Raw genomic sequence first — 24,195 nt, 5'->3', positions numbered from 1 at the left:
GGATTTTTTTATTGCTGAAGCCTGCAGGGCCAGCCATGCGCTACTGGAAACTCGCCAGCAGCAGGAATACCCCCAGCAGGCTCAGCAGTGAGCCAATAATTCTATTGATGGCAGCCTGCCGGCTCAGCATTTTCCGCCTCAATGCCGCGGATGAGAACAGCGCGGCAACGGCTGAAAACCATGCCAAGTGAGCAAGAGACATCAATAGGCCATAGCCTAAAAGAGTTATTTTTGGCGCAGTCAGGCTGACAATCTGGGTATAAATGCTGATGACGAATAAAGCCGTCTTCGGATTTAATGCATTGGTAAAAAATCCATATTTTAAAGACTGCATTTCACCTGCCTGCCGGCTTGAATTCAGCTCGGCCGCAGGAGCTTGCGCAAAAGTTTTACAGCCGATGTAAATCAAATATGCAGCCCCAATATGCTTCATGAAGGTAAGTATTTGCGGCAGCTTTGCCATAATGAACGCGGCAGCCGTCAATGCATAAGCCGCGTGGAATAATACGCTTAAGGAGATGCCCAGCGCAGTAAGCACGCCGATTTTACGGCCATACAGATAGCTGTTTTTGGTGACTATGGCAAAATCTGCGCCGGGGCTGATCACAGCCAGCAGAGTGATGCCGGCGACGGCGATAAGCTCCCCCATCAGCTATTCCCTTTATTCATGCTATATTGCAATTTAAGCTGCGACGCCCTGTTTGCAGAAAGTTTCTGCACTGAATTCCGGCTGTTTCCTTCAATAAACTTTCTGCAAATCAAGATGATTTTCATATATTTAAATCTGCCACGCAGTTTAAGACAGGCTTATTTTGCAGCAATTTTAAAAAATTAAAATTGAATATATTTCCGCACAGATGATGAGTTTTTGGAATGATCGAGAAAGTATCTTTGAATTCGCTGAAGTTTTTTTACTTTGTCGCGACATTTGGCAGCGTCACCCTGGCGGCGGAAAAATTATTCGTGACCCAAAGCGCTGTCAGCAAGCAAATTAAGAACTTAGAGGAGAATATCGGCATAGCGCTATTTCAGCGCTCGAATAAGCTGCTTATTCTGACGCAGGAAGGCAAACTGCTGCTGAGCTGCTGCCAAAAAATTTTCAGCCAGCTGGAGATCTGCCTGATTGATTTAAATCAAAAAAATGCCGAAAAAAATCAATTGGTTTTATCATGCGAACCGACCATTGCCATGAAATGGCTGATTCCCCGCTTATCAAAATTTCAGGCGCTTAACTGCGGCTTCAATATTGTTTTACTTACCGGCGGCGGCGCGGTTGATTTTGAAAAAGGCGGCATTGATATTGCCTTAAGGCGCGATGATTTCACCTGGAGCGGAAGCATCTTCAGCGAGAAATTGGCCGATGAATATACTGTTCTGGCGAAAAGCCCGAAAATGGCAACAAGCCCAGCGCTGCTTATTTCAAAATCCAGGCCGGATTTTTACAGAAAACTATATAAAAACAAGGCAATCAATAAACTTATTGCAGGCTGCGCTGTCATTGAGTTTGAGCATTTCCACCTGTGCCTGGAAGGCTGCCTTTCCGGCTTAGGATCAACCGTTATTTCAATTTATATGATCGAAAAAGAGCTTGAATACAGCTTTTTAGAAAATATTGCGCCCGCTTTTAAAGACGGCTCAGCCTATTACCTTTTATCCAATACGCCTTTTGAAAATGACTGCCGGAAGGCCATTTTCATGCAGTGGCTTAAAAAAGAGATGCTGGACAGCCAGGCTAAAATACTGGCATTGGATCAATAGGCAGCAGGGCTTGCGCAATGGCAAAGCGCTTTTCGGGGCGCCTGAATGCTTAGGCCCAGCCAGATGCTCTAATGCCAGTCAGTAAGGAGGGAGTATTTCGGAACTCAATACAGTATTGAGTTCAAGGGTATTCCCCTCTTTTTCCTTGCGCCATATATGGCTCAGGGTTAGGGGAGATTTATCAATCAGTAATCATGAAATTACGCTTAACTGGTCAGCATTAAGCCAGATGCTCAGCTTACAAACCGCAGCCTGATTTTACATGCGCAGGACAGCGCGCAGCCGGATTCTCCGCTAAGCTGGAAACTCCTTTTTCCATCAGCCATCGAGGGCAACATGAGCACTGAAAACCCATCATCTGCTTTAGAGCCAGTCCAGCAAGATTCACCGGCAAGTTCAGCATGCGCAGCCAAAGCATCTAAATTTTCCCCGACCCTGAAAGGCGTCTTGATTGGCGCGGTGGCCGGCAGCATCCTTCCTGTATTCGGCACATTCAGCGGCGCAGTCATTGGCGGCATAGCGGGCAAAATCTATCAGAAAAAATGCGCCAAAAAGCCCTAGCTTTCAGCGCTGCATCTGAAATCAGAAGCGGCCTAATTGCGCTTAGGCTGCTTAGAATAAAAACTCTAATTTATTGTTTTATAAATATAAAAATTTAAAAAACCAGCCGATCTTGCCGGATCGATCATTTTTAATTGATTATTTTTTGATATTATTTTCATGAAATTTAGCGCATTAAAGCGCATCTCCCCATCCAGCTAAGCTGGGCTTTCTTTTTGAAAGGACAAAGCAATGAACACTCTTAAATCTGTATTCGCCGCCGCTATTATGGCGCTTTCCGCAGCTGCATCCGCGCAAGTTGTGCATACTCCTGATTTTCCAGTGAAAAAAGCAGCGCCTGAGCAAATTGCCAAAGCTGAAAGCAAAGCGCCTGCTTCCGCGGCGGCGCCGCAAGGCGCGGTCAAACCGGAAAAAGCCGCTTAATTTTCACAGCGCCCTTTTCCAGCAGAAAAAGCAGACAGGCCCGCAGCCTGCCTGCTTTTTTTATTTGCGCATGGCTTTCTGAAGCAGCCGCCGCCCGGCCAGGCGCATGCAGAAATGCTTAATTCCTCTTAAAACTGCACATTTTTTGTCATTTTTTAAAATTCAGCGTCAAAAGCTGACATTTTTTTCATGCATTTTTTACTGAAAACCCTATAATCGGTGCAACTTCATTTCTTTTGTCATGCACATAGGTTTTCCTATGCAGGAACTTCAGGCACTTATACAAGGCAAGATTTCGCCTCAGGCCATCAGCATTGATTACCTGATCGAAATGGCGGAAAAATATCAGCAGCCCCATTCCGCAGAATATAAATTAGTGGAACTTGCCATCAATATCGTCTTAGCCAAGCACTTGGAAAAAGCCCAAAAATTTCTTTAGGGGACACTGAATGAATGCCTTGGAAAAAGCGCTGATCATTAAAGAACTGCATCATTTAACTGATAATTTAGAGCACCGCGCATTGTCTTTCTATGAAATCGCCAGCTCAAAAAAAAGAATCCATGATATTTTCGCCTTATGCGATGAAGCCATTTTTCAAAAGCAGATTTTAGCCTACAAAGCTCAGATTTCCCCCAATGCGGCGGCCTATGCCTTTGCCGGCAGCACGCCCTTTTCGCAGAGCTTCCGCGGCTATTTCAGCGCGGAGCAGGCACTGGAAGAAGCCCTGTATGCGGAACCGGAATCCGGCTGGGCCTTTCTGCATCCGCAGCACGAAGGCTGGCAGATCTGGCTGATCCCCGCGCCCGGGCGCACCGCACTGATCAGCGGCTGGGGCAATTTTGAGCAGTGCTATGCCTGGCTGCTGGAGCAGCAGAAGCGCTATGCCTGCCTGCTCAGCAATGCTGAGTTTCAGGAGCGCACGGCTGCGCTGAATGCCGCGCCGGCGCAGCTGCCCGAAGTCCCGCTGCCCCTTGCAGCAGCATCGGCAGATTTCAGCCCGCAGCCCGGCAGCGGAAGCCCTGTGCATGCAGCCCCATCCCGAAGCCCGGATCTGCCTGAACGCCCAGAGCCTGCGCTGGATTACAATGCAGCCGCCGCGCCTGATCAGCGCGCGGCGCCAGCGCCGGAATTTATGCAGCTGGGCCAGTGGGCTGCGCAGCTTCATGCGCTGCCGCAGCCCGAAGCCCGGCAGCAGCGCCTGTATGCGCTGGAGCTGCCCGATGCGCCTGAAATTTCCCAGCATGCAGACCTGCTGCTGCACTATGCAGAATTGCAGGACTGGCAAAACCGCCCGGCCTATATTGCTGAACAGGTCAACAGCCAGGGCCGGTTCATTAAGCACCTGATTCTGCTGGGCGCCTTGGACCCGATGCAGGCGGTGCGCCTGTCTCGGCTGTTCAGCAGCCAGTTTCAGCATGATATCGCCGCCCTGAAGGAAATTGGCTGGGAGCAGCTCAGCGCATGCTTTATGCATGCGGACACCCTGTTCAAATGCAGCAATGAGCAGGCTGCAGCGGTATGGCAGGCTGAGGGCTATCATCCCTTCATTCCCGCAAGCTTCATTCACACCCAGAAATTCATTCAGTTTGCCGAACGGCAGGCCAGCTGCCGCACGCCGCTGCTGCTGCTGGAAGAGCGGCAGAAAATCCGCGTGATTCACGGCGAAAGCCGGCTGGCGCTGTCCAGAACAGAGCAGGCCTATCCGCACCTGCTGCTGCACAGGCGCCACGGCCTCAGCTGGCAAATGATTCAGTCAATTATTGCCGGGCTGGCCCAGCCGGTGGATGTTCTGGAATTATATGAAGCAATTCAGCAGCATATTTCCAATTAAATAGTATTATTATTGCAGCTTATCCTTGCTTTTTGACTGAAAATTATACAAAACTACAGCTGAGCCGAGGATATATATAAGAGCTTTAAAACATGCCAAGAATCAGAATCAGCTTTGCCAAAAGAATTTTCATATCCGCAGCGCTGGGGATGGCGTGCAGCGCGGCTGCAGCCAATGAAACAGCGGCGCCTGCGCAGAATTCAGAAAAAAATCCAACGCTGGACAGCAATGGCCAAGGGATTTTATTTCAGATTCCGCGGGTAATTGACGCCGTGCCGACCTGGCTGCCGGAGCAGTCTGATCAGGGCATCACCCCGCCTACCGATCAGACTGAAGACGGCACATGGAGCGACCGCCAGCAAAAAAGCATCCGCAACTGGGCGGACAGAACCGCCAATAAAATGGACAACTGGTTCGGCGAGCCGGACCCGAATAAGCCCGCCTCTGCGACCTTGCGGGTGATTGTCGACAACCGCTGGAATAAGCATGACGGCTATGATGTTAAGCCGCGCATCCGGGGAAAACTGAAACTTCCGGCACTGGAGCGCAAAGTCAGCCTGGTCTTCGGCGATGACAGCCTGGATAACGAGCTGGCAAACAGCGTCGCCATCAGCAATGAAAACGCCGCCGGCCAGCAGGATAAAACCGTAGACGGCCAGCGCGCCAAAGAGGACAACAGCTCACTGGCGCTGCGCTGGTCAGCGCTGTCCAAGCATATTCCTTTTGACACCGATCTTGACTTAGGCGTGCGTTCCGGCGATGACATCTACCTGCGCCTGAAAGCCAAAAAGCGCTGGACGCTGCAGAATGACTTTTCACTGCATGCTGAACAGATGTACCGCTACGGCGTCGACAGCGAAAACTACCTGCGCACCAACATCGAGCTGACCCATGCCCGCCCCAATCAGCCGATCCTGTCCAGTCAGCTCAGCCTGACCTATGCCGATGCGCAGGACGATGACTTGAACTGGGACAATTTCATTTTCCGCCAGCATCAGTTTTTTCACGGCAACACCTTCAGCTACGGCCTGTATACCGGCGGCTTCCTGAACAATAAAGACCTGCGCCTCAACAGCTACGGCCCATTCGTTTCATGGCGCCAGCCCTTTGTCAGGGAATGGTTTTTTATTCAAGGCGACCTCAATTACCTGAATGACCACCGCGCGGACCGCAGCCATTTCATTGGCGCCTCGGTGCGCTTAGAAGCGCTGTTTTAAAAGCGCCCGCCAATAGAAAAGCCTCCTGATGGAGGCTTTTCACTTGCGGCGCGGAATTACTGCAGCAGCAGGCTATTAATCCGCTTAATGTAGGCCGCCGGGTCTTCCGGCAGGCCGCCTTCAGCAATTAAAGCCTGATCAAAAATCACATTGGCCAAATCATCAAACTGCGCAGCGCCTTCCAGTTTCTGCACCAGCGGATGCTCCGGGTTGATTTCCAGAATCGGCTTGCTTTCAGGCACAGGCTGGCCCGCCTGCTTCAGCATGCGGATCAACTGCGGCGAAAGCTCGCCTTCACCGGTCACCAGGCAGGCAGGCGAATCGACCAGGCGCGTGGTGACGCGCACTTCCTGAGTTTTGTCCTTCAATGAATCGGACAGCTTGTCCACCACAGGCTTGAACTGCTCGGCAGCCTGCTCCAGCGCCTTCTTCTCTTCAGCATCCTGCAGGTCGCCCAGATCCACGGCGCCTTTAGCCACATTCTGCATCGGCAAGCCGTCGAATTCATTCACGAATTCCATCGCCCACTCATCCACGCGGTCAGACATCAGCAGCACTTCAATGCCTTTCTTCTTGAACAGCTCCAGCTGCGGCGAGTTCTTGGCGGCATTCAGACTGTCGGCCGTGACATAATAAATGGCTTTCTGGCCTTCTTTCATGCGGGCTTTATAGTCCGCCAGCGATGTTTCCGCTGCATCATTGACAGAGCTGGAAAAGCGCAGCAGCTTTAAAATACGCTCGCGGTTGCCGAAATCCTCACCCAAGCCTTCCTTCAGCACCGCGCCGAATTCCGCATAGAAGGTTTTGAATTTTTCCTGATCTTCTGCATCTTCAGACTTCGCCAGGCTGTCCAGCAGGTTCAGGATGCGGCGCGCATTGCCTTCGCGGATGGTTTTCACATCGCGGCTTTCCTGCAGCAGCTCGCGGCTGACGTTCAACGGCAAGTCCGCGCTGTCCACAACCCCCTGCACAAAGCGCAGGTAGTTCGGAATCAGATTATCAGCATCATCCATAATAAACACGCGCTTCACATACAGCTTGATGCCGGCTTTAGCTTCGCGGGTGAAGATATTGCTTGGCGCTTTGCCCGAAATATACAGCAGCTGGGTGTACTCGGTGCTGCCCTCTACCCGGTTATGCGTCCAGGCCAGCGGCGCCTCAAAGTCATGGCTCAGGTTCTTGTAGAACTCGGCGTACTGTTCATCGCTGATTTCGCTTTTGCTGCGGGTCCAGAGCGCGCTGGCGGAGTTCACCGCTTCCCATTCATCTGTCTTCACATACTGGCCGCCCTTCGGCGCTTCGCCTTCAGCAGCTTCTTCTTCCTGCCAGACTTCTTTCTGCATTTCAATCGGCAGGCTGATGTGGTCAGAGTATTTATTGATAATCTGCTTTACTTTATGCGCTTCCAAATACTGCAGCGCATCATCGCGCAGATGCAGGATGATATCTGTTCCACGTGAAGCCTTTTCAATCTGCTCCACTTCAAATTCGCCTGTGCCGGCGCTGACCCAGCGCACGCCTTCAGACGCTTCCGCTCCGGCGCGGCGCGATTCAACGGCAATTTTATCGGCAGCGATAAAGCCCGAATAGAAGCCGACGCCAAACTGGCCAATCAGCTGCGCATCTGACTTCTGGTCGCCGGTCAGCTTGGACATAAAGTCCTTGGTGCCTGATTTGGCGATGGTGCCGAGGTTGTCAATCGCTTCCTGCTGGCTCAGGCCAATGCCGTTGTCAGAAATCGTAATGGTTTTACGGTCTTTATCCAGCATGACGCGGACATGCAGGTTCGGATCATTTTCATAATATTCAGGGTGATTAATGCCTTCGAAACGCAGCTTGTCGCAGGCGTCGGATGCATTGGAAATCAGCTCGCGCAGGAAAATTTCAGGGTTGGAATACAGTGAATGGGTCACCAAATGCAGCAGCTGGGCCACTTCCGCCTGAAAGCTGTGTTTTTGCGCGTTTTGCTCGCTCATCAGTTACTCCTTAAACTCATAGAACAATGTTTTTATTGACTGTTATATGAATGGAGCAGCTTCGCCGATTTTCAATGCCGGAATGGATAAAATTTAACGCTTAAAACGGCCCCTGCCGATAAACCCGCTCCAGATACAAGTCCAGCTTCTGCTGGCGCATCCTGTAAACGTCGCTCAGGCAGCTGGCATTGTCGCGGCACTGATCGCGCAGCTGCAGCCATTTGACCTGCTGGTCTTGAATCTCTCCCCGCGTCCCCATCGGCATCAGGCGCTTCACAATGCCGTATGTCGCCGCCATTTTTACATCCGCATCATTCAATGCGCGGTGGCTGCACACCGCATGCTCGGTCGGGGTGTGCGCCTTCTGGCAGTCGAAACTGGCGGCCTGCGCCGCAAAGCCGGCGGCGCATAAAAATGCTAAAGCGGATAATCGTCTTATTTTCACTGCTGCACTTCCTGAATATTGTTCTGATGGATTTTCTGTGCTGCCTTGAACTGCAGCCTGTATTTCAGCCTTTATTGTGATTTTATTTTAGCCGATAAAAAACCCCATCGGGAAGATGGGGCCTTTGCGCTGATTAAATTCTGGAAATTAGAATTTGTAGCTGTAGCCGATTGTGTAAATAACCGGATCGATGTCTAAATCAAACTTAGGAACATTTTCAATTTGTACTTCTGGGCTCAGCTGCGCATAGCGTACGTCAGCAAATACGCCCCAGTTTTTAGCATCGGCCGGCTGGAAATTAAAGCCGACTTGACCCGCAAAGCCGAAGTCTTCTTTTACTTTAACTTTTCCAAGGTCTGATTTTTCATCCCAAGCAATAAATGCTGTGCCGCCAACGCCGATGTATGGCGTAAAGCCAGTGGAGTTCTTAAAATTGTATTTAACTGTCAATGTAGGCGGCAAATGCTTAATTTTTACTGCATTTTCACCATCAAGCAATACATCATGGCTGATTGGCGCAGCAAGAAGCAATTCAGTGGAAATATTGTCATTGAAGAAATATTCTACAGATGGGGTAAATGCAAATTCGTCGTCTGCTTCTACTTTAGCCGCGCCATTTAGAATACTTGTATCTGCTGTTGGAGCGATTGCAGAAGCGCCGACTTTTACCTGCCACTGACCTGCCATCGCAGAAGCAGACATCCCCAATAATGCAATAAGAGCAGCTTGTTTCAACATTTTAAACAACCTCTAGAATGAATAATTAAATATTAAACAATTGTTTCAATACTATGCAACATTATTAATTTACTTTATTTTTATTATTTTATATCTATTTGTTTATAATCATTATTTATTTTAAACCTAGCTTATGGCTTGGTTTTAATTTCATAATATATATTATAAATATATATTTAAATACCAACAATTTCAATCAAGATTAATAATAAATTATTTATTTTATTCCAACCTTTCCAATCAGAATTAATAATAAAAAAGGCGATTTTAAAATCGCCTTTTTTTCATTTTAGAGCACCATGGCGGCGATCCAGCCGAAAATCAGCAGCGGGATATTGAAATGAATGAATGTCGGAATCACCGTATCCCAGATATGGTCATGCTGGCCATCAACCCCCAGGCCGGCTGTCGGCCCCAGAGTCGAATCGGAAGCAGGCGAACCGGCATCGCCCAAAGCGGCGGCGGTGCCGATCAGCGCCACGGTTGCCAGCGGGCTGAAGCCGAACTGCACGCACAGCGGCACGTAAATAACCGCCAGCACAGGCACGCTGGAAAAGGATGATCCAATGCCGATCGTGACAAACAGGCCGATAAACAGCATCAGGAAGGCTGCCAGCGCATGATTGTCGCCAATGATGTGCACCACGCCGTTCACCAGCTGATTAATGTCGCCCGTTGCGGTCATCACCGAGGCAAAGCCGGCGGCGGAAATCATGATGAAGCCGACCAGCGCCATCATGCGCATGCCCTGCACAAAGACATCATCAGCATCCTGCCATTTGAAAATTCCGGCGCCGGACAGCACGGCAAAACCGACCAGGCCGCCCAGAATCATCGAGCCTGAATACAGTTGCGCAACCAGCGTCAGTACAATCGCCAGAAAGGCCATCAGCATGGTTTTCTTGGCAATGACCGGCGCTTTTTCCGCTTCCTGCTTTAATTCTTCCGCATCATCGGCCAGCAGCTGCATTTCACCGGCGCGGACCGGCTTATCCAGATCAATTGCGGTTACGCGCGCAACGGCGCGGTCGGTGTAGATGCGCGGCTTGCGGTAGCTGACAAAGACCGCAAACAGCATGCCCAGCAGCATGCCCAGCACGGGAATCGCCATGCCTGCCGGCATCATCCAGCGCTCAACATGCAGGCCGTAGGCTGCGCCAATTTTATTGATGTTGCCCATCAGGATCTGTTCAAGGAAAATCGCGCCGAAACCGACCGGCAGGAAGATATAGGTCGCCACCAGGCCCATGGTCATGACGCAGGCGGCCGCGCGGCGGTCCAGCTTCAGATGGTTCATGACCTTCAGCAGAGGCGGCACCAGCACAGGAATAAACGCAATATGCACCGGAATCAGGTTCTGTGAACAGATCGCCGCCACCAGCAGAATGCCGAGCAGCAGATATTTGACCTTTCTGGCGCGGATCTGCGTCACTTCGGCGCCAAGCATGCCAATCAGCTTGTGCGCCAGCAGATCAGGCAGGCCGGATTTAGACAGCGCCAGGGCGAACGCGCCCAAAACCGCATAGGCCAGCGCCACTTCGGCGCCGTCGCCTAAGCCGGCATTAAAGGCATTAATGGTGTCTGACAGGCTCAGTCCTGCAACTAAACCGCCAACAATTGCTGCAATGACCAAAGTCAGAACAACAGAAACTCGCGCGATGGAGAGTATAAACATCACGGCAATCGCAATTACTACGGCATTCATGAATAAATTTGGGGGAAGACGAAAAGCCGCCATTTTAGCAGATTAAAAAACCTTAAACTGCAATTTGATCAGCTTTCATTCAGTCCGGCGCTGCGCCGGGCACCGCCTGCCCGGCCTGACTTTTCCGCGCAAAACCGCCGATGCAGCCCGCAATCAGCGCAGGCTGGCTCAGCACCGCCCAATGATTGGCGTCGATATCTGCGCGGGAAAACTGTTCCGCCCATTTCGGCATTTCAGCAATCAGTGCCGGGCTGACAAACTGATCGCGCTTGAGCACCACCGCCTGCACCGGGCAAACCGCATGGCGCGCGCGCGGCTGCAGCAGGCGCGGCATGAAATTAGCGCGGTACAGCCCTATGCCGTATTTGCCGTCTTTGGCAATATTGGCGTTTAAAGGCAAATCCGTGCTGCGCTCCAGCCGGGCGACAACCTTCCTCCAGCGCTCGGGGCTGAAAAAGCGCCACGCCGCCGGCGCCAAAAACGGCAGCTGAAAGGCGGCGATATACCAGGACTTGCCCAGCTGCCTGAAAAATTCCGGCTTTTGATGCCTGAACTGCCCGCGCATCCAGAAGGCGGCATGGTCCAGGCAGGGCCCTGAAATTGTGGTATAGGATAAAATCCGGCCGCGGAACCGCGCGTCGGTGACTGATTCCCAAGACTGTATTGAGCCCCAGTCATGGGCCGCCAGATGAAAGCTCCGCCCGCCCAGCAGCGCCTGCGTGACGCTGTCCAGATCTGCCGACAGCAGCTCCAGCCGGTAATCCTGAACCCGCCGCGGCGCGGAGGACTGGCCCGCCCCGCGCACGTCATAAGTCACAATGAAAAAATCCTGAATCAGGTGCGGAATCACCCGCTCCCAGACCTCCTGATGATCGGGGTAGCCATGCACCAGAACCAGCGCGGGATTGCGCTCATCACCCCACGCTTTCGCATACAGCTGCTGCTGATCTGCCGTGCTGACCCATTGCGCGCGCGCATCCATATGGCATTCCTTTTTCCGGCCATTCAGACTGGCCTTTTAGCATGAAGTGGCGGCAATCTGATCAATGCCGTTTTTTTAATTATGCTCTAGTATGCTGAGATGCCGATAAAAAGGAATTGACCCCGATGCGCCTGATCCAGAAAATAATGACAATCCCGGTTGTCTCCAAATTCATGCTGAACCGCTACGCGCCCTATAAAGGCGCCGGCATTGAAATTGATAAAATTGACCTCGCCAATCACCATATCCGGGTCAAAATGCCCCTGACCCGCAAAAACCGTAACATTGCCGGCGTGCATTTCGGCGGCAGCCTGTATTCAATGGTTGACCCCTTTTACATGCTGCTGCTCATCCACCATTTGGGCCCCAAGTATATTGTCTGGGACAAAGCTGCCTCAATTCAGTTCCTTTCCCCCGGGCGCGGCGCCGTGCATGCCGACATCCGCGTAGACTTTCAGGAAATCGAGCAGATCAAGGCGCTGGCCGAAAACTATGCGCCGGTGATCCGCAATTATTCCCTGAATATTTTTGATGAAGCCGGCCTGCGCATTGCGGAAGTGCAGAAGACCCTGTATATCCGGCGCAAGCAGCCGAAGCAATAAAAAAGCGCCTGCTGTGCAGGCGCCTGTTCCCGGCAGCGGAAAATCAGCGCTTCTTCTGTTCAATCGCTGCGCCCGCGCCGCCGCCGATCGCGCCGCCAATGGCTGCGCCGGCATTGCCGCCTAAGACGCTTTTGCCGACTGCTGAACCAATCGCGCCGCCGACGCCGCTGTAAGTCGCGTTGCGGTTTGAGCCATTCTGAGTTTTGCTGCCGACCGCTGCGCCTGCGCCGCCGCCAATGGCTGCGCCTGCTGTGCCGCCGACAGAGCTGCCTACGCCGCCGCCGATGGCGCCGCCAAGCGCCGCTGCGCCAATGCGCTGTTCATTCGCCGACATGCTTTCACAGCCTGCCAGCAGCGTTGCCGACAGGGCTGCCGCGGCCATTGCGCAGCCTAATTTTTTCATGTTCATGGCCATTCCCCTTTCCTTTCCGATAAGCTACAGCTTAGCGCCATATTATGAAACTAAATCTGAGCGAATGTTACGCCTCAGGCAAATTTTGCAGTAATTTGTAAAAAAGCCCTGAATCGGTCAGGGCTTTTGCTCATCCACAGCAGGCGGCTTATTCCTCTTCGCTGAGCACCACAATATCTTTGCTCACCGCGCCGTTTTCAGTCAGCACCGCATGCGACAGCTTAACGCCGCTTTCAGGCGCTTGGGCTTGATCCAGCTGCAGCGTGCGCTTGACCGGCTCCTGGCCTTTTTTAAACTCCATGCCTTCCGCATCCAGCTTTCTGGTTTGGGAGATAATCTGCCCGTCCTGCTTCAGCGTTTTATTCAGTTCAATTTTAGAGGTCGGCACAATCACGCTGCCCTGCTTCAGCACCGGAATGGACAGCTGCTTGTCTGAAAACTGGCCTTGATTGTCCTGCAGCTGGATTTCCCGCGCCACAATGTCCTTGCCCTGATTCGACACTTCAAAAACAGTGGCTTCAACGCTGCGCACAGGCGCCTGCCCTTGAACTTTGCGGATCACCTCGGTTTTCAGCACCGGCACCACCGCCTTGCCTTCCAGCACAATGCTGTTCGGCATTGGCGCCGCAAATGCGCCGGCGGCCGCGGATAAAGCTGAAACTGCCAATAATGTACGGATAGATTTCATTTTATGCCCTATTATTTTGTTTAAAAGAAAGTGAATAAATTCAATTATTATCTTTCCAATATAGGCGATTTTTTCAGCAAAATAAAGCGGTAATTTTCACTGTTTTCCAGACGGTTTCCGCATAAAAAAGGCGCCCGGAGGCGCCTTTCTCAATTCAGCTCAGAACTTATAAGCCGTTGTTGAATTCCTGACTGAATGCCTGGCTTAAAGCCTGATCCACATCAGAGAAGTCATTGTGAAGCTCAAGCTCGGCAGCTTCCGCTTCCTGGCGGCGGCGCTCCAGATGGTAAGCCAAGCCTGTACCCGCAGGGATTAGGCGGCCCACAACCACGTTTTCTTTCAGGCCGCGCAGGTCATCTTCTTTGCCTGTTACAGCCGCTTCAGTCAACACGCGGGTTGTTTCCTGGAACGATGCAGCAGAGATGAACGAGTCGGTAGAAAGCGACGCTTTGGTGATACCCATCAATTGGCGCTCATACTTGGCAGGGAACTTGTTCTGCGCAAGCACAGCCTGGTTTTCCTGAACCATGCGGATGTAATCCACCTGTTCGCCTTTGATGAAGCTGGTATCGCCGCCGTCAGTGATGTCAACTTTACGCAGCATTTGACGCACGATGACTTCAATATGCTTGTCGTTGATTTTCACGCCTTGCAGACGGTATACGTCCTGAACTTCGTTCACGATGTAGTTGGTCAGCGCCACTTCGCCTTTCAGGCGCAGGATGTCGTGCGGGTTCTGCGGGCCGTCAGAAATGGTTTCACCGCGGTTCACATGCTCGCCTTCGAACACGTTAATGGTACGCCATTTCGGAATCAGCTCTTCGTAGATCTCAGAACCGTCATCCGGCGTAATCACCAGGCGGTTCTTGCCTTTGGTTTCTTTACCGAAGCTGACTACACCTGAAATCTCAGCAAGAATTGCATGCTCTTTCGGCTTGCGCGCTTCAAACAGGTCGGCTACGCGCGGCAGACCACCGGTAATGTCACGCGTACGTGAAGTCTCTTGAGGTACACGGCCGATAACATCACCGACACCGATTGTTTCGCCGTCACGGACAGAAAGAATGGTGTTCTGCGGCAGGAAGTAGAACTGCTCACCGCCATCAACCGTATCCAATACCACCGCCGGACGCAAATCTTTGCCTGACGCAGGACGCGAAGTCACTGGCAGGATTTCGATGGTGGTCATGCCAGTCGCATCATCAGTTTTCGATGTTACGGTTACGCCGTCAGCGATTTGGCTGAAGCGCACTTTACCGGCAACTTCCGTCACCAATGGATGCGTATGCGGATCCCAAGTCGCCACAATGCCGCCGGCTTCTACAGACTGGCCATCCTTCAGCAGGATAGACGCGCCGTAAGGCAGCTTATAGCGTTCGCGTTCACGGCCTAAGTCATCCGCGATGCCGATTTCACCAGAACGCGAAGTCGATACCAGATGGCCTTTGGCATGCTGTACGGTTTTCACGTTGTGGAAACGCACGGTACCTTTGTTGCGGACCTGCACGCTGTTGGCTGCAGAAGTTCGGCTGGCTGCGCCGCCCACGTGGAATGTACGCATGGTCAGCTGCGTGCCCGGCTCACCGATGGACTGAGCGGCCATAACGCCGACAGATTCACCCGGGTTCACCAGATGGCCGCGCGCAAGGTCACGGCCGTAGCATTTCGCGCACACGCCGAAGGTAGATTCACAGGAAACCACTGAACGCACTTTAACTTCATCGACGCCCGCTTCTTCAAGGAAGGCAGCGATTTTTTCGTCAATCAGGGTATTGCGCGGCAGCAGAATTTCATCAGAACCGGCTTTCTTGACATCTTCAGCAACAACACGGCCCAGTACTCGCGTACCTAAGTTCTCGATAACGTCGCCGCCCTGAATGAACGGGGTCATTACCAGACCGCCTAAAGTGCCGCAGTCAGGCTCAGTAATGACCAAGTCCTGCGCAACGTCTACCAGACGGCGGGTCAGGTAACCGGAGTTCGCTGTTTTCAATGCGGTATCGGCCAAACCTTTACGCGCGCCGTGTGTTGAAATGAAGTACTGAAGTACTGTCAAGCCTTCACGGAAGTTGGCTTTAATCGGGGTTTCAATGATCGAGCCATCCGGTTTCGCCATCAGGCCACGCATACCCGCCAGCTGACGGATCTGAGCTGCCGAACCACGGGCACCGGAGTCAGACATCATGTAGATCGAGTTGAATGATTTCTGCTTCTCGTCTTCACCCTGCTTGTTTTTCACAGTAGTGAATGACAGGTTGTCCATCATCGCTTTCGCAACCTGGTCGTTGGTGCGCGCCCAGATATCGACTACTTTGTTGTAGCGTTCGCCGGCAGTTACAAAGCCCTGCTCAAACTGCTGCTCGATTTCGCGGACTTCAGTTTCAGCTTTGTCAATAATGACCTGCTTAGTCGGCGGAATCAGCATGTCTTCCATGCCCACCGATACGCCTGAACGCGTCGCTTGGCGGAAGCCCAGGTACATCAGCTGGTCAGCAAAGATAACAGTATCTTTCAGGCCCAGCTTACGGTAGCAGGAGTTGATCAGCTTAGAGATGTTCTTTTTAGTCATCTCTACGTTGATTTGCTGGAAGTCCATGCCTTCAGGAACAACTTCCCACAGCAGGCAGCGGCCTGGCGTCGTGTCTACAACAATGGTCTGCTGTTCACGGTTGCCGTTTTCATCAATCACAGTCTGATGCACACGCGCTTTTACGCGGGCATGCAGGTCTACCTGACCAGTCGCCAGTGCGCGGTTTACTTCGTGGGTATCCGCAAACACCATGCCTTCGCCTTTGGCGTTGATCGCATCACGGGTGATGTAATACAGGCCCAAGACCACGTCCTGAGACGGCACGATGATCGGTTCACCGTTGGCAGGCGACAGAATGTTGTTAGTCGACATCATCAGCGCGCGGGCTTCCAATTGCGCTTCAAGCGTCAATGGAACGTGCACCGCCATTTGGTCACCGTCGAAGTCGGCGTTGAACGCGGCGCAGACCAGCGGGTGAAGACGGATCGCCTTACCTTCAATCAGGGTCGGTTCAAATGCCTGCAGGCCCAAACGGTGAAGCGTAGGCGCACGGTTCAGCATGATTGGATGCTGGCGGATTACGTGAGCAAGAACGTCCCAAACTTCCGGGGTTTCGCGCTCAACCATTTTCTTGGCAGCTTTAATGGTGGTTGCCTGGCCGGATGCCTGCAGCTTAGCGAAGATGAACGGCTTGAACAGTTCAAGCGCCATTTTCTTCGGAAGGCCACACTGGTGCAGGCGCAGGTTCGGGCCAACGGTAATCACCGAACGGCCTGAATAGTCAACACGCTTACCGAGCAAGTTCTGACGGAAACGGCCCTGCTTACCTTTGATCATGTCGGCCAAAGATTTCAATGGGCGCTTGTTCGAACCGGTAATCGCGCGGCCGCGGCGGCCGTTGTCCAGCAATGCGTCTACAGACTCTTGCAGCATGCGCTTTTCATTGCGCACGATGATGTCCGGCGCAGCCAGGTCAAGCAGGCGCTTCAAGCGGTTGTTACGGTTGATTACGCGGCGGTAAAGGTCGTTCAGGTCAGACGTCGCGAAACGGCCGCCTTCAAGCGGCACCAGCGGACGAAGGTCTGGCGGCAGCACCGGCAGCACATTCATCACCATCCATTCAGGCTTGTTGTTCGAGTCTTTAAACGCTTCCATCAGCTTCAGGCGCTTAGAGGCTTTCTTCAGCTTGGTTTCTGACGTCGTTACCGGAATTTCTTCGCGCAGGCGGGAAATTTCAGCTTCAAGGTCGATGTCTTTCAGCAGGTCCTGAACCGCTTCCGCGCCCATTTTCGCTGTGAATTCATCGCCGTGCTCTTCCAGGGCATTGAAGTATTCTTCATCGTTCAGAAGCTGGTATTTTTCGAACGGCGTCATGCCCGGGTCAGTAACCACATAAGATTCGAAATACAATACGCGTTCGATATCGCGCAATGTCATGTCTAATAATAGACCGATACGGCTCGGAAGTGATTTTAAGAACCAGATATGCGCAACTGGAGAAGCCAGCTCAATGTGGCCCATGCGCTCGCGGCGGACTTTCGCCGTGGTTACTTCGACGCCGCATTTTTCACAAATGACGCCTTTGTATTTCATGCGCTTGTATTTACCGCACAAGCATTCGTAATCTTTTACCGGGCCAAAGATTTTGGCGCAGAATAAGCCGTCGCGTTCAGGCTTGAACGTGCGGTAGTTGATTGTCTCAGGCTTTTTCACTTCGCCGTGAGACCATGACTTAATCATTTCTGGTGACGCAAGACCAATACGGATGCGGTCAAACTCTACTGGAGCATGACCGTCTGAGTCCGTCTTTTTGCGCATGATATCGAGCAAGTCTTTCAATTTTTTTCTCCGTGTGCCGAGAAGATTTTCGCTTCCCGGCTGGGTCACAAATATTGTTTTTTAACTGAACAATCCTCCCTCAGTCCCTCCTTCAGCAAAGGAGGGAAGCTCCAGCTTATTTAGCGCTGGAACTCCCCCTTTCTCAAAGGGGGCTGGGGGGATTAATGGTTACTTAGTCACCATTTTTCAGTTCAATGTTGATACCTAAAGAACGGATCTCTTTGGTCAATACGTTGAACGATTCAGGCATGCCCGGATCCATATAATGGTTGCCATCTACAATGTTCTTATAGATGCGGGTACGGCCTTCAACGTCATCCGACTTAACTGTAAGCATTTCCTGAAGCGTGTAAGCTGCGCCGTATGCTTCAAGCGCCCAGACTTCCATCTCACCGAAACGCTGGCCGCCGAACTGCGCTTTACCGCCCAATGGCTGCTGGGTAACAAGCGAGTAAGAACCGGTAGAACGCGCATGCATTTTGTCGTCTACCAAGTGGTTCAGCTTCAGCATGTACATGTAGCCGACAGTTACCGGACGGTCAAAACGCTCGCCTGTGCGGCCATCATACAATACGGTTTGACCCGTGCGCGAGATGTTCGCAAGCTCAAGCAGGTCTTTGATCTGCGATTCTTCAGCGCCGTCAAATACCGGAGTCGCCAATGGCACGCCCGCGCGGAGGTTGCCGGAAAGCGCCAGGATTTCATCATCCGTCAAGCTGTCCAGATCTTCCTGCTCGCCGCCGACCTTGTTGTAAATCTTGTCTAAGAATTCACGCAGTTCCAGCACAGTGCGCTGCTGCTTCAGCATCTTGTCGATTTGATCGCCAAGGCCTTTAGCCGCCATGCCCAAGTGGGTTTCAAGAATCTGGCCCACGTTCATACGCGACGGTACGCCCAGCGGGTTAAGCACGACATCTACAGGCACGCCGTTGGCGTCATGCGGCATGTCTTCCACCGGCAGGATGTTGGATACAACACCTTTGTTACCGTGACGGCCGGCCATTTTATCGCCCGGCTGAATGCGGCGCTTAACAGCTAAGTAAACCTTAACTACTTTCAGCACGCCAGTGGTCAGCTCGTCGCCAGTCGAAAGCTTGCGCTTCTTCTCAGCAAACTTCTCGTCAATCTCGAAGCTCTTCTCTTTCAGGAAGACCTGAATTTGCGTCAGGCGCTCAGCAACAGCTTCATCGCTTGGCTGAATTTCCAGCAAGTCAACCAGCTCTAAGCCAGACAGCAGCTCTTCAGTGATTTTGTCACCGCGCTTAGTGGTGCCGCCGCCGTTAGACTCCTGGCCTTTCAGCAGGCGGATAATGCGTTCGCGCGCAGCTTCTTCGAAGATTTTGTATTCTTCTTTCAAGTCTTTGCGGTAAGCATCCAGCTGCGCTTTTTCAATCGCTTGCGCGCGGTCGTCTTTTTCAAGGCCGTCACGCGTAAACACCTGAACGTCAATCACGGTGCCTTTCACGCCTGAAGATACGCGCAAAGATGAATCTTTCACGTCAGCCGCTTTTTCACCGAAGATTGCGCGAAGCAGTTTTTCTTCAGGAGTCAGCTGGGTTTCGCCTTTAGGCGTTACTTTGCCGACCAGAATATCGCCCGCAGTCACTTCAGCGCCGATGTAAACAATGCCTGACTCATCCAGTTTGGACAGCGCAGCTTCGCCTACGTTCGGGATATCCGCAGTAATTTCTTCCGCACCCAGTTTGGTGTCGCGCGCGACGCATGACAGTTCCTGAATATGGATCGAAGTTAAGCGGTCTTCCTGCAGAACGCGCTCAGAAAGCAGGATCGAGTCTTCATAGTTGTAGCCGTTCCAGGTCATGAACGCAACGCGCATGTTTTGACCCAGCGCCAGCTCGCCGCCATCCGTCGACGGGCCGTCCGCCAGCACATCGCCGCGCCCGACTTTATCGCCCAGCTTCACCAGAACTTTCTGGTTGATGCAGGTGTTCTGGTTAGAACGGGTGTATTTGATCAGGTTGTAGATATCTACGCCTGCTTCGCCTGCCACCATTTCTTCTTCATTGACGCGGATAACCACGCGGGAAGCGTCAACAAAGTCAATGCGGCCGCCGCGCTGCGCCAGCACGCACACGCCGGAGTCATGCGCTACATTCGCTTCCATGCCTGTACCTACAAGCGGCTTGTCAGCAATCAATGTAGGCACAGCCTGACGCTGCATGTTTGAACCCATCAATGCGCGGTTGGCGTCATCGTGTTCAAGGAATGGAATCAGTGAGGCAGCGACAGACACAACCTGCTGTGCAGAAACGTCCATATGCGTAACTTTTTCAGGAGGCATGCGCACGAAGTCGCCCTGATGGCGCACAGATACGAATTCTTCCGTCAAGTTGCCGTCTGCATCTACGCCGGAGTCGGCCTGCGCAATCACAGTGCCTACTTCTTCAATCGCAGACAGGTATTCAACGTCGTCTGTTACGCGGCCATCAACCACTTTGCGGTATGGCGTTTCCAGGAAACCGAAGTTGTTGCATTTCGCATAAACAGAAAGCGAGTTGATCAGGCCAATGTTTGGACCTTCAGGCGTTTCAATTGGACATACGCGGCCGTAGTGAGTCTGATGTACGTCACGCACTTCAAAGCCTGCGCGTTCACGCGTCAAGCCGCCCGGGCCAAGCGCTGAAACGCGGCGCTTATGGGTAATCTCAGACAGCGGGTTGTTCTGGTCCATGAACTGGGACAGCTGGCTTGAACCGAAGAATTCCTTGATTGCAGCAGCCACTGGCTTCGCATTGATCAAATCCTGCGGAGATAGATTGTCTGTTTCAGCCTGGCTTAAACGCTCTTTAACAGCGCGCTCTACACGAACTAAACCAACACGGAACTGGTTTTCAGTCATCTCACCGACTGAACGCACGCGGCGGTTGCCCAAGTGGTCGATATCGTCGACTTCACCTTTACCGTTGCGGATTTCAACCAATGTTTTCAGAACGTCAGTAATGTCTTCGTTCGACAGAATGCCTTCAACTTCACGCGATTTCTGATCCGTGCCTACTTCATAAGGACGGCCCAGGCGGCGGTTGAACTTCATGCGGCCAACCGGCGACAGGTCATAGCGCTCTGAAGAGAAGAACAGATTGTTGAACAGGTTTTCAGCCGCTTCTTTAGTTGGCGGCTCGCCCGGACGCATTACCTTGTAGATTTCAACCAGCGCTTCTTCACGGCCTGCCGTGGTGTCTGCGCGCAATGAGTCGGCAATGAATGAACCGCGGTCAATGTCATTGGTGAACAGGATGTTGAACTGCTTAACGCCGCCTTCCGCCAGCTTCACCATAATTTCATGGCTGAGTACGGTGTTTGCTGCAATCACATCGCCGTCGCGCAAAGCAACGTCTTCCGCGATAATGCGCTCATACAGGTATTCATCAGGCACAGAAAGCTTTTCAAGGCCGGCTGCTTCCATTTGGCGCACGTGGCGCGCATTGATGCGCTTGCCCTGCTCCACAATGACTTTGCCGTCTTTGTCAGCAATATCGAACTGCGCCATTTCGCCGCGCAGGCGTTCCGGCACCAGGTCAATCTGATAGCTGCCCATATCCAGGTATACAGGCACTTTTTCGTAGAACAAATCCAGAATCTGCGAGTTGCTGTAGCCCAGTGCGCGCAGCACAACGGTCGCCAGCAGCTTGCGGCGGCGGTCAATACGCACGTAAACAAGGTCTTTGGCGTCAAATTCGAAGTCCAGCCATGAACCGCGGTAAGGAATGATGCGTGCGGAATACAGCACTTTGCCGCTGGAATGGGTTTTGCCCTTGTCGTGGTCAAAGAACACGCCCGGAGAACGGTGCAATTGAGACACAATTACACGCTCAGTGCCGTTGATAACGAAAGTACCGTTATCGGTCATGAGCGGCATTTCGCCCATGTAGACTTCCTGCTCGCGGACGTCTTTAATTGATTTGGTTTCGCGATCTTTCAAGATCAAACGGATTTTTACACGCATTGGCGCTGCATAAGTCGAGCCGCGGAGAATGCACTCGCGGACATCAAACTCAGGCTTACCAAGACTATACTCAACAAATTCTAAAGCAGCATTGCCAGAATAACTTTCTATAGGAAAAACTGAACGAAATGCGGCTTGGAGACCGATATCTTCGCGGTTTTTTGGAGTTTTGCCGTCTTGCAAGAAAGTTCTGTACGAGTCGACTTGAATCGCGAGCAAGTACGGAACGTCCATTACCTTGGGCAATTTACCAAAATTCTTACGGATCCGTTTCTTTTCGGTATATGAGTATGCCATCTGGAGTCCTCGGAAAGTAAACCGAACCCGCCTGCAGAACGGGTTCAGAAGGAATTACGCAGGCCGATATGGCCACCACTTTTACAAATGCTGCAATTTATAGTGGTATTAAAACGCTTAACAATATTTTTTAAACGGAAAAATATTGGTAAGCGTTTAGTATTTATCTTTATTTCTAATCTGTACGATTTTTATATTATGCAAACAAAAATCGAGCCGATTAGTGTAACGCAAAAAGGCTGATGACCCAAGAGCCATCAGCCAATTTTCGGGGTCAAATTAATATTTGCCCCCTGGCGAAATTACTTAACAGTAATTGTAGCACCAGTTTCATCAAGTTTCTTCTTAAGTTCTTCAGCTTCTTCTTTAGAAACGCCTTCTTTAAGAAGTGAAGGAGCGCCTTCAACCAGGTCTTTAGCTTCTTTCAAGCCAAGGCCAGTAACTTCACGAACTGCTTTAATTACAGCTACTTTGTTCGCGCCGAAAGAAGTCAGCTCAACGTTGAATTCAGTTTGCTCTTCAACAGCAGCAGCAGCTGGACCAGCAGCTACAGCTACAGCAGCAGCAGAAACGTTGAATTTCTCTTCGAAAGCAGAGATCAGTTCAACAAGTTCAAGAACAGTTTTTTCAGCAACTGCGTTCAGGATTTCTTCGTTTGTTAAAGCCATGAGAATAACTCCAAATGGAAATTGAATGGTGTGTAAAATGATTTAAGCTTATGCAGCTTCTGACTCGTTTTTCTCTTGAAGCGCTGTAAGCAAGCGGCCCAATTTCGAAATAGGAGCTTGAAGAACATTGGCAAGCATAGTAAGCGCTTTTTCTTGGTTCGGCAGGTTCGCGATAACGCTAACGTCAGCACCTTGATAAAGCTTGCCGTCAAATGCAGCAGCTTTAAGCTCAAATGCTTTGTTAGTTTTAGCGAATTCTTCGAACAAGCGCGCAGCTGCGCCCATGTCGTCTTCAGAAGTCGAGAAAGCTAAGATTGTTGGGCCAACAAGGTTGTCATTCAAGATCGTGAATTGCGTATCTTGAAGAGCGCGCTTAGCCAAAGTATTACGTACAACGCGTGTAGCAACACCCAGCTTGCGGGCTTCAACACGAAGAGCAGTCAGCTGCTCAACAGTTAAACCTTGGTAGTCAGCAACAACAGCAGCAAACGCTGTAGAAGCAACTTCAGCTACTTCAGCAACGATCTGTTTTTTGTCTTCGATAAGAAGAGCCATTGTAAAACCTCCTAACGGTGATTTATGCACTCCAGCAAAGAGCACACTCCCAATTCGCAGGCCCATCGCTGAACCTGCACGCGGAGGATGAACAAATCACACCACCGCGTCTGCTCAGGCTGGAGGATTAAGAAGGAAGCGTAAAACTCCCCTCGCCCGAGGTCTTTGACGCTGACAAATTTACATTTATCAATTCAAAGTTTGCCTAAGCTTGCAAGCAGTCCGAAACCGGCTTCTCTTGCATAATATTTGAAGCAGCGCTTCAAATATTACTCAGGGCTTTAAAATTCTTTCAATAAGCCGCAGCTTATTTAGAAACGTTCGCTACTTCAACAACCAGACCCGGGCCCATAGTTGAGCTCAGAGTGATCTTTTGAATGTAAACGCCTTTAGAAGTAGCCGGCTTTAATTTTTTCAAGTCAGCAACTAAAGTTTCAACGTTTGAGCGGATCGCTTCAGCAGTAAAGCCTACTTGGCCGATCGCAGCGTGGATGATACCCGCTTTGTCTACACGGTAACGCGCTTGACCAGCTTTTGCATTTTTAACTGCAGTCGCTACGTCAGGAGTTACAGTACCCACTTTCGGGTTCGGCATTAAGCCGCGCGGACCAAGAACAGTACCCAGCTTACCGACAACGCGCATTGCATCCGGAGCTGCAATCACTACGTCAAAGTCAAGGTTGCCTGCCTGAATGCTTTCAGCAAGGTCATCAAAACCAACGATGTCTGCGCCAGCTTCTTTCGCCGCTTCTGCAGCTGCGCCTTGAGCGAATACCGCTACACGCACAGTTTTACCTGTACCTGCAGGAAGCGTAGTCGCGCCGCGGACAACCTGGTCAGATTTACGCGGATCTACACCCAGATTCACAGCAACATCCAAAGATTCTTTGAATTTAGGCGCTGGAAGGCTGTTCAGAACCTGCACTGCTTCTTCCAAAGTGTAAACTTTGTTTGCTTCTAAAGCAGCAGCAATGGCTTTTTGACGTTTAGTTAACTTTGCCAT

20 protein-coding genes are annotated in these 24,195 nt (G+C 51.5%); 7 read left to right on the top strand and 13 right to left on the bottom strand.

Features of this window, described 5'->3' with window-relative positions:
• Window positions 1-40: 40 nt before the first annotated feature.
• Window positions 41-649, bottom strand: a complete 609-nt coding sequence (locus tag BEN74_RS12215) for a LysE family transporter (protein WP_068909846.1) — start codon at window positions 647-649, stop codon at window positions 41-43.
• A 224-nt stretch (window positions 650-873) separates the two neighbouring features.
• Here BEN74_RS12215 and BEN74_RS12210 point away from each other — a divergent pair, with 224 nt between their 5' ends.
• The 6 genes from BEN74_RS12210 to BEN74_RS12185 all read left to right on the top strand — a co-directional run bounded on the left by BEN74_RS12210 (window position 874) and on the right by BEN74_RS12185 (window position 5,791).
• A complete protein-coding gene (locus tag BEN74_RS12210) occupies window positions 874-1,758 on the top strand; it encodes a LysR family transcriptional regulator (RefSeq protein ID WP_068909849.1) in 885 nt (294 codons plus the stop codon).
• A 336-nt stretch (window positions 1,759-2,094) separates the two neighbouring features.
• On the top strand, window positions 2,095-2,319 hold the full coding sequence (locus BEN74_RS12205; RefSeq protein ID WP_068909851.1) for a hypothetical protein: 225 nt from the start codon (window positions 2,095-2,097) through the stop codon (window positions 2,317-2,319).
• A 231-nt stretch (window positions 2,320-2,550) separates the two neighbouring features.
• The gene (locus tag BEN74_RS12200; RefSeq protein ID WP_068909854.1) at window positions 2,551-2,742 is read left to right on the top strand and encodes a hypothetical protein; all 192 of its coding nucleotides are present in this window, start codon (window positions 2,551-2,553) and stop codon (window positions 2,740-2,742) included.
• Window positions 2,743-3,001: 259 nt separating this feature from the next.
• Window positions 3,002-3,181: a hypothetical protein gene (locus BEN74_RS12195; protein ID WP_068909856.1), complete on the top strand. Its 180-nt coding sequence runs from the start codon at window positions 3,002-3,004 to the stop codon at window positions 3,179-3,181.
• A 10-nt stretch (window positions 3,182-3,191) separates the two neighbouring features.
• Window positions 3,192-4,574 carry a hypothetical protein gene (locus BEN74_RS12190; RefSeq protein ID WP_068909859.1) on the top strand — a complete coding sequence of 461 codons (1,383 nt, stop codon included), beginning with the start codon at window positions 3,192-3,194 and terminating at the stop codon, window positions 4,572-4,574.
• Window positions 4,575-4,666: 92 nt separating this feature from the next.
• A complete protein-coding gene (locus tag BEN74_RS12185; protein ID WP_068909861.1) occupies window positions 4,667-5,791 on the top strand; it encodes a hypothetical protein in 1,125 nt (374 codons plus the stop codon).
• A 56-nt stretch (window positions 5,792-5,847) separates the two neighbouring features.
• On the opposite strand, the gene htpG is transcribed toward BEN74_RS12185, so the two are convergent.
• The 5 genes from htpG to BEN74_RS12160 form a co-directional block, all read right to left on the bottom strand.
• Window positions 5,848-7,767 (bottom strand): molecular chaperone HtpG, encoded by a 1,920-nt coding sequence (gene htpG, locus BEN74_RS12180; protein WP_068909863.1) that lies wholly within the window; start codon window positions 7,765-7,767, stop codon window positions 5,848-5,850.
• Between the two features lie 100 nt (window positions 7,768-7,867).
• Window positions 7,868-8,212, bottom strand: coding sequence for a lysozyme inhibitor LprI family protein (locus tag BEN74_RS12175; RefSeq protein WP_086374259.1), 345 nt, complete (start codon window positions 8,210-8,212; stop codon window positions 7,868-7,870).
• A gap of 147 nt (window positions 8,213-8,359) precedes the next feature.
• A complete protein-coding gene (locus tag BEN74_RS12170) occupies window positions 8,360-8,950 on the bottom strand; it encodes an OmpW/AlkL family protein (RefSeq protein ID WP_068909866.1) in 591 nt (196 codons plus the stop codon).
• Window positions 8,951-9,239: 289 nt separating this feature from the next.
• Window positions 9,240-10,655 carry a Na+/H+ antiporter family protein gene (locus BEN74_RS12165; RefSeq protein ID WP_068909868.1) on the bottom strand — a complete coding sequence of 472 codons (1,416 nt, stop codon included), beginning with the start codon at window positions 10,653-10,655 and terminating at the stop codon, window positions 9,240-9,242.
• Window positions 10,656-10,734: 79 nt separating this feature from the next.
• Window positions 10,735-11,637 (bottom strand): alpha/beta fold hydrolase, encoded by a 903-nt coding sequence (locus tag BEN74_RS12160; protein ID WP_068909871.1) that lies wholly within the window; start codon window positions 11,635-11,637, stop codon window positions 10,735-10,737.
• A gap of 125 nt (window positions 11,638-11,762) precedes the next feature.
• Between BEN74_RS12160 and BEN74_RS12155 the strand changes: the two genes are divergently transcribed.
• Window positions 11,763-12,239, top strand: a complete 477-nt coding sequence (locus BEN74_RS12155; RefSeq protein WP_068909873.1) for a DUF4442 domain-containing protein — start codon at window positions 11,763-11,765, stop codon at window positions 12,237-12,239.
• 43 nt (window positions 12,240-12,282) lie between these two features.
• On the opposite strand, the gene BEN74_RS12150 is transcribed toward BEN74_RS12155, so the two are convergent.
• The 7 genes from BEN74_RS12150 to rplA all read right to left on the bottom strand — a co-directional run bounded on the left by BEN74_RS12150 (window position 12,283) and on the right by rplA (window position 24,195).
• Window positions 12,283-12,642, bottom strand: coding sequence for a DNA transfer protein p32 (locus BEN74_RS12150; RefSeq protein ID WP_068909960.1), 360 nt, complete (start codon window positions 12,640-12,642; stop codon window positions 12,283-12,285).
• A 157-nt stretch (window positions 12,643-12,799) separates the two neighbouring features.
• Window positions 12,800-13,339 (bottom strand): hypothetical protein, encoded by a 540-nt coding sequence (locus tag BEN74_RS12145; protein ID WP_068909875.1) that lies wholly within the window; start codon window positions 13,337-13,339, stop codon window positions 12,800-12,802.
• 166 nt (window positions 13,340-13,505) lie between these two features.
• Window positions 13,506-17,708 (bottom strand): DNA-directed RNA polymerase subunit beta', encoded by a 4,203-nt coding sequence (rpoC, locus tag BEN74_RS12140; protein ID WP_068909878.1) that lies wholly within the window; start codon window positions 17,706-17,708, stop codon window positions 13,506-13,508.
• 172 nt (window positions 17,709-17,880) lie between these two features.
• Entirely contained in the window at window positions 17,881-21,969 is a 4,089-nt protein-coding gene (gene rpoB, locus BEN74_RS12135) for a DNA-directed RNA polymerase subunit beta (RefSeq protein WP_068909880.1), read from the bottom strand.
• 302 nt (window positions 21,970-22,271) lie between these two features.
• Window positions 22,272-22,637, bottom strand: coding sequence for a 50S ribosomal protein L7/L12 (rplL, locus tag BEN74_RS12130; RefSeq protein ID WP_068909883.1), 366 nt, complete (start codon window positions 22,635-22,637; stop codon window positions 22,272-22,274).
• Between the two features lie 48 nt (window positions 22,638-22,685).
• On the bottom strand, window positions 22,686-23,192 hold the full coding sequence (gene rplJ / locus BEN74_RS12125) for a 50S ribosomal protein L10 (RefSeq protein ID WP_068909962.1): 507 nt from the start codon (window positions 23,190-23,192) through the stop codon (window positions 22,686-22,688).
• Between the two features lie 307 nt (window positions 23,193-23,499).
• Window positions 23,500-24,195 carry a 50S ribosomal protein L1 gene (rplA, locus tag BEN74_RS12120; RefSeq protein WP_068909886.1) on the bottom strand — a complete coding sequence of 232 codons (696 nt, stop codon included), beginning with the start codon at window positions 24,193-24,195 and terminating at the stop codon, window positions 23,500-23,502.

The organism is Acinetobacter sp. WCHAc010034 (assembly GCF_001696615.3).
GTDB lineage: Bacteria > Pseudomonadota > Gammaproteobacteria > Pseudomonadales > Moraxellaceae > Acinetobacter.
This window is presented reverse-complemented; position numbering and strand designations above follow the sequence as displayed.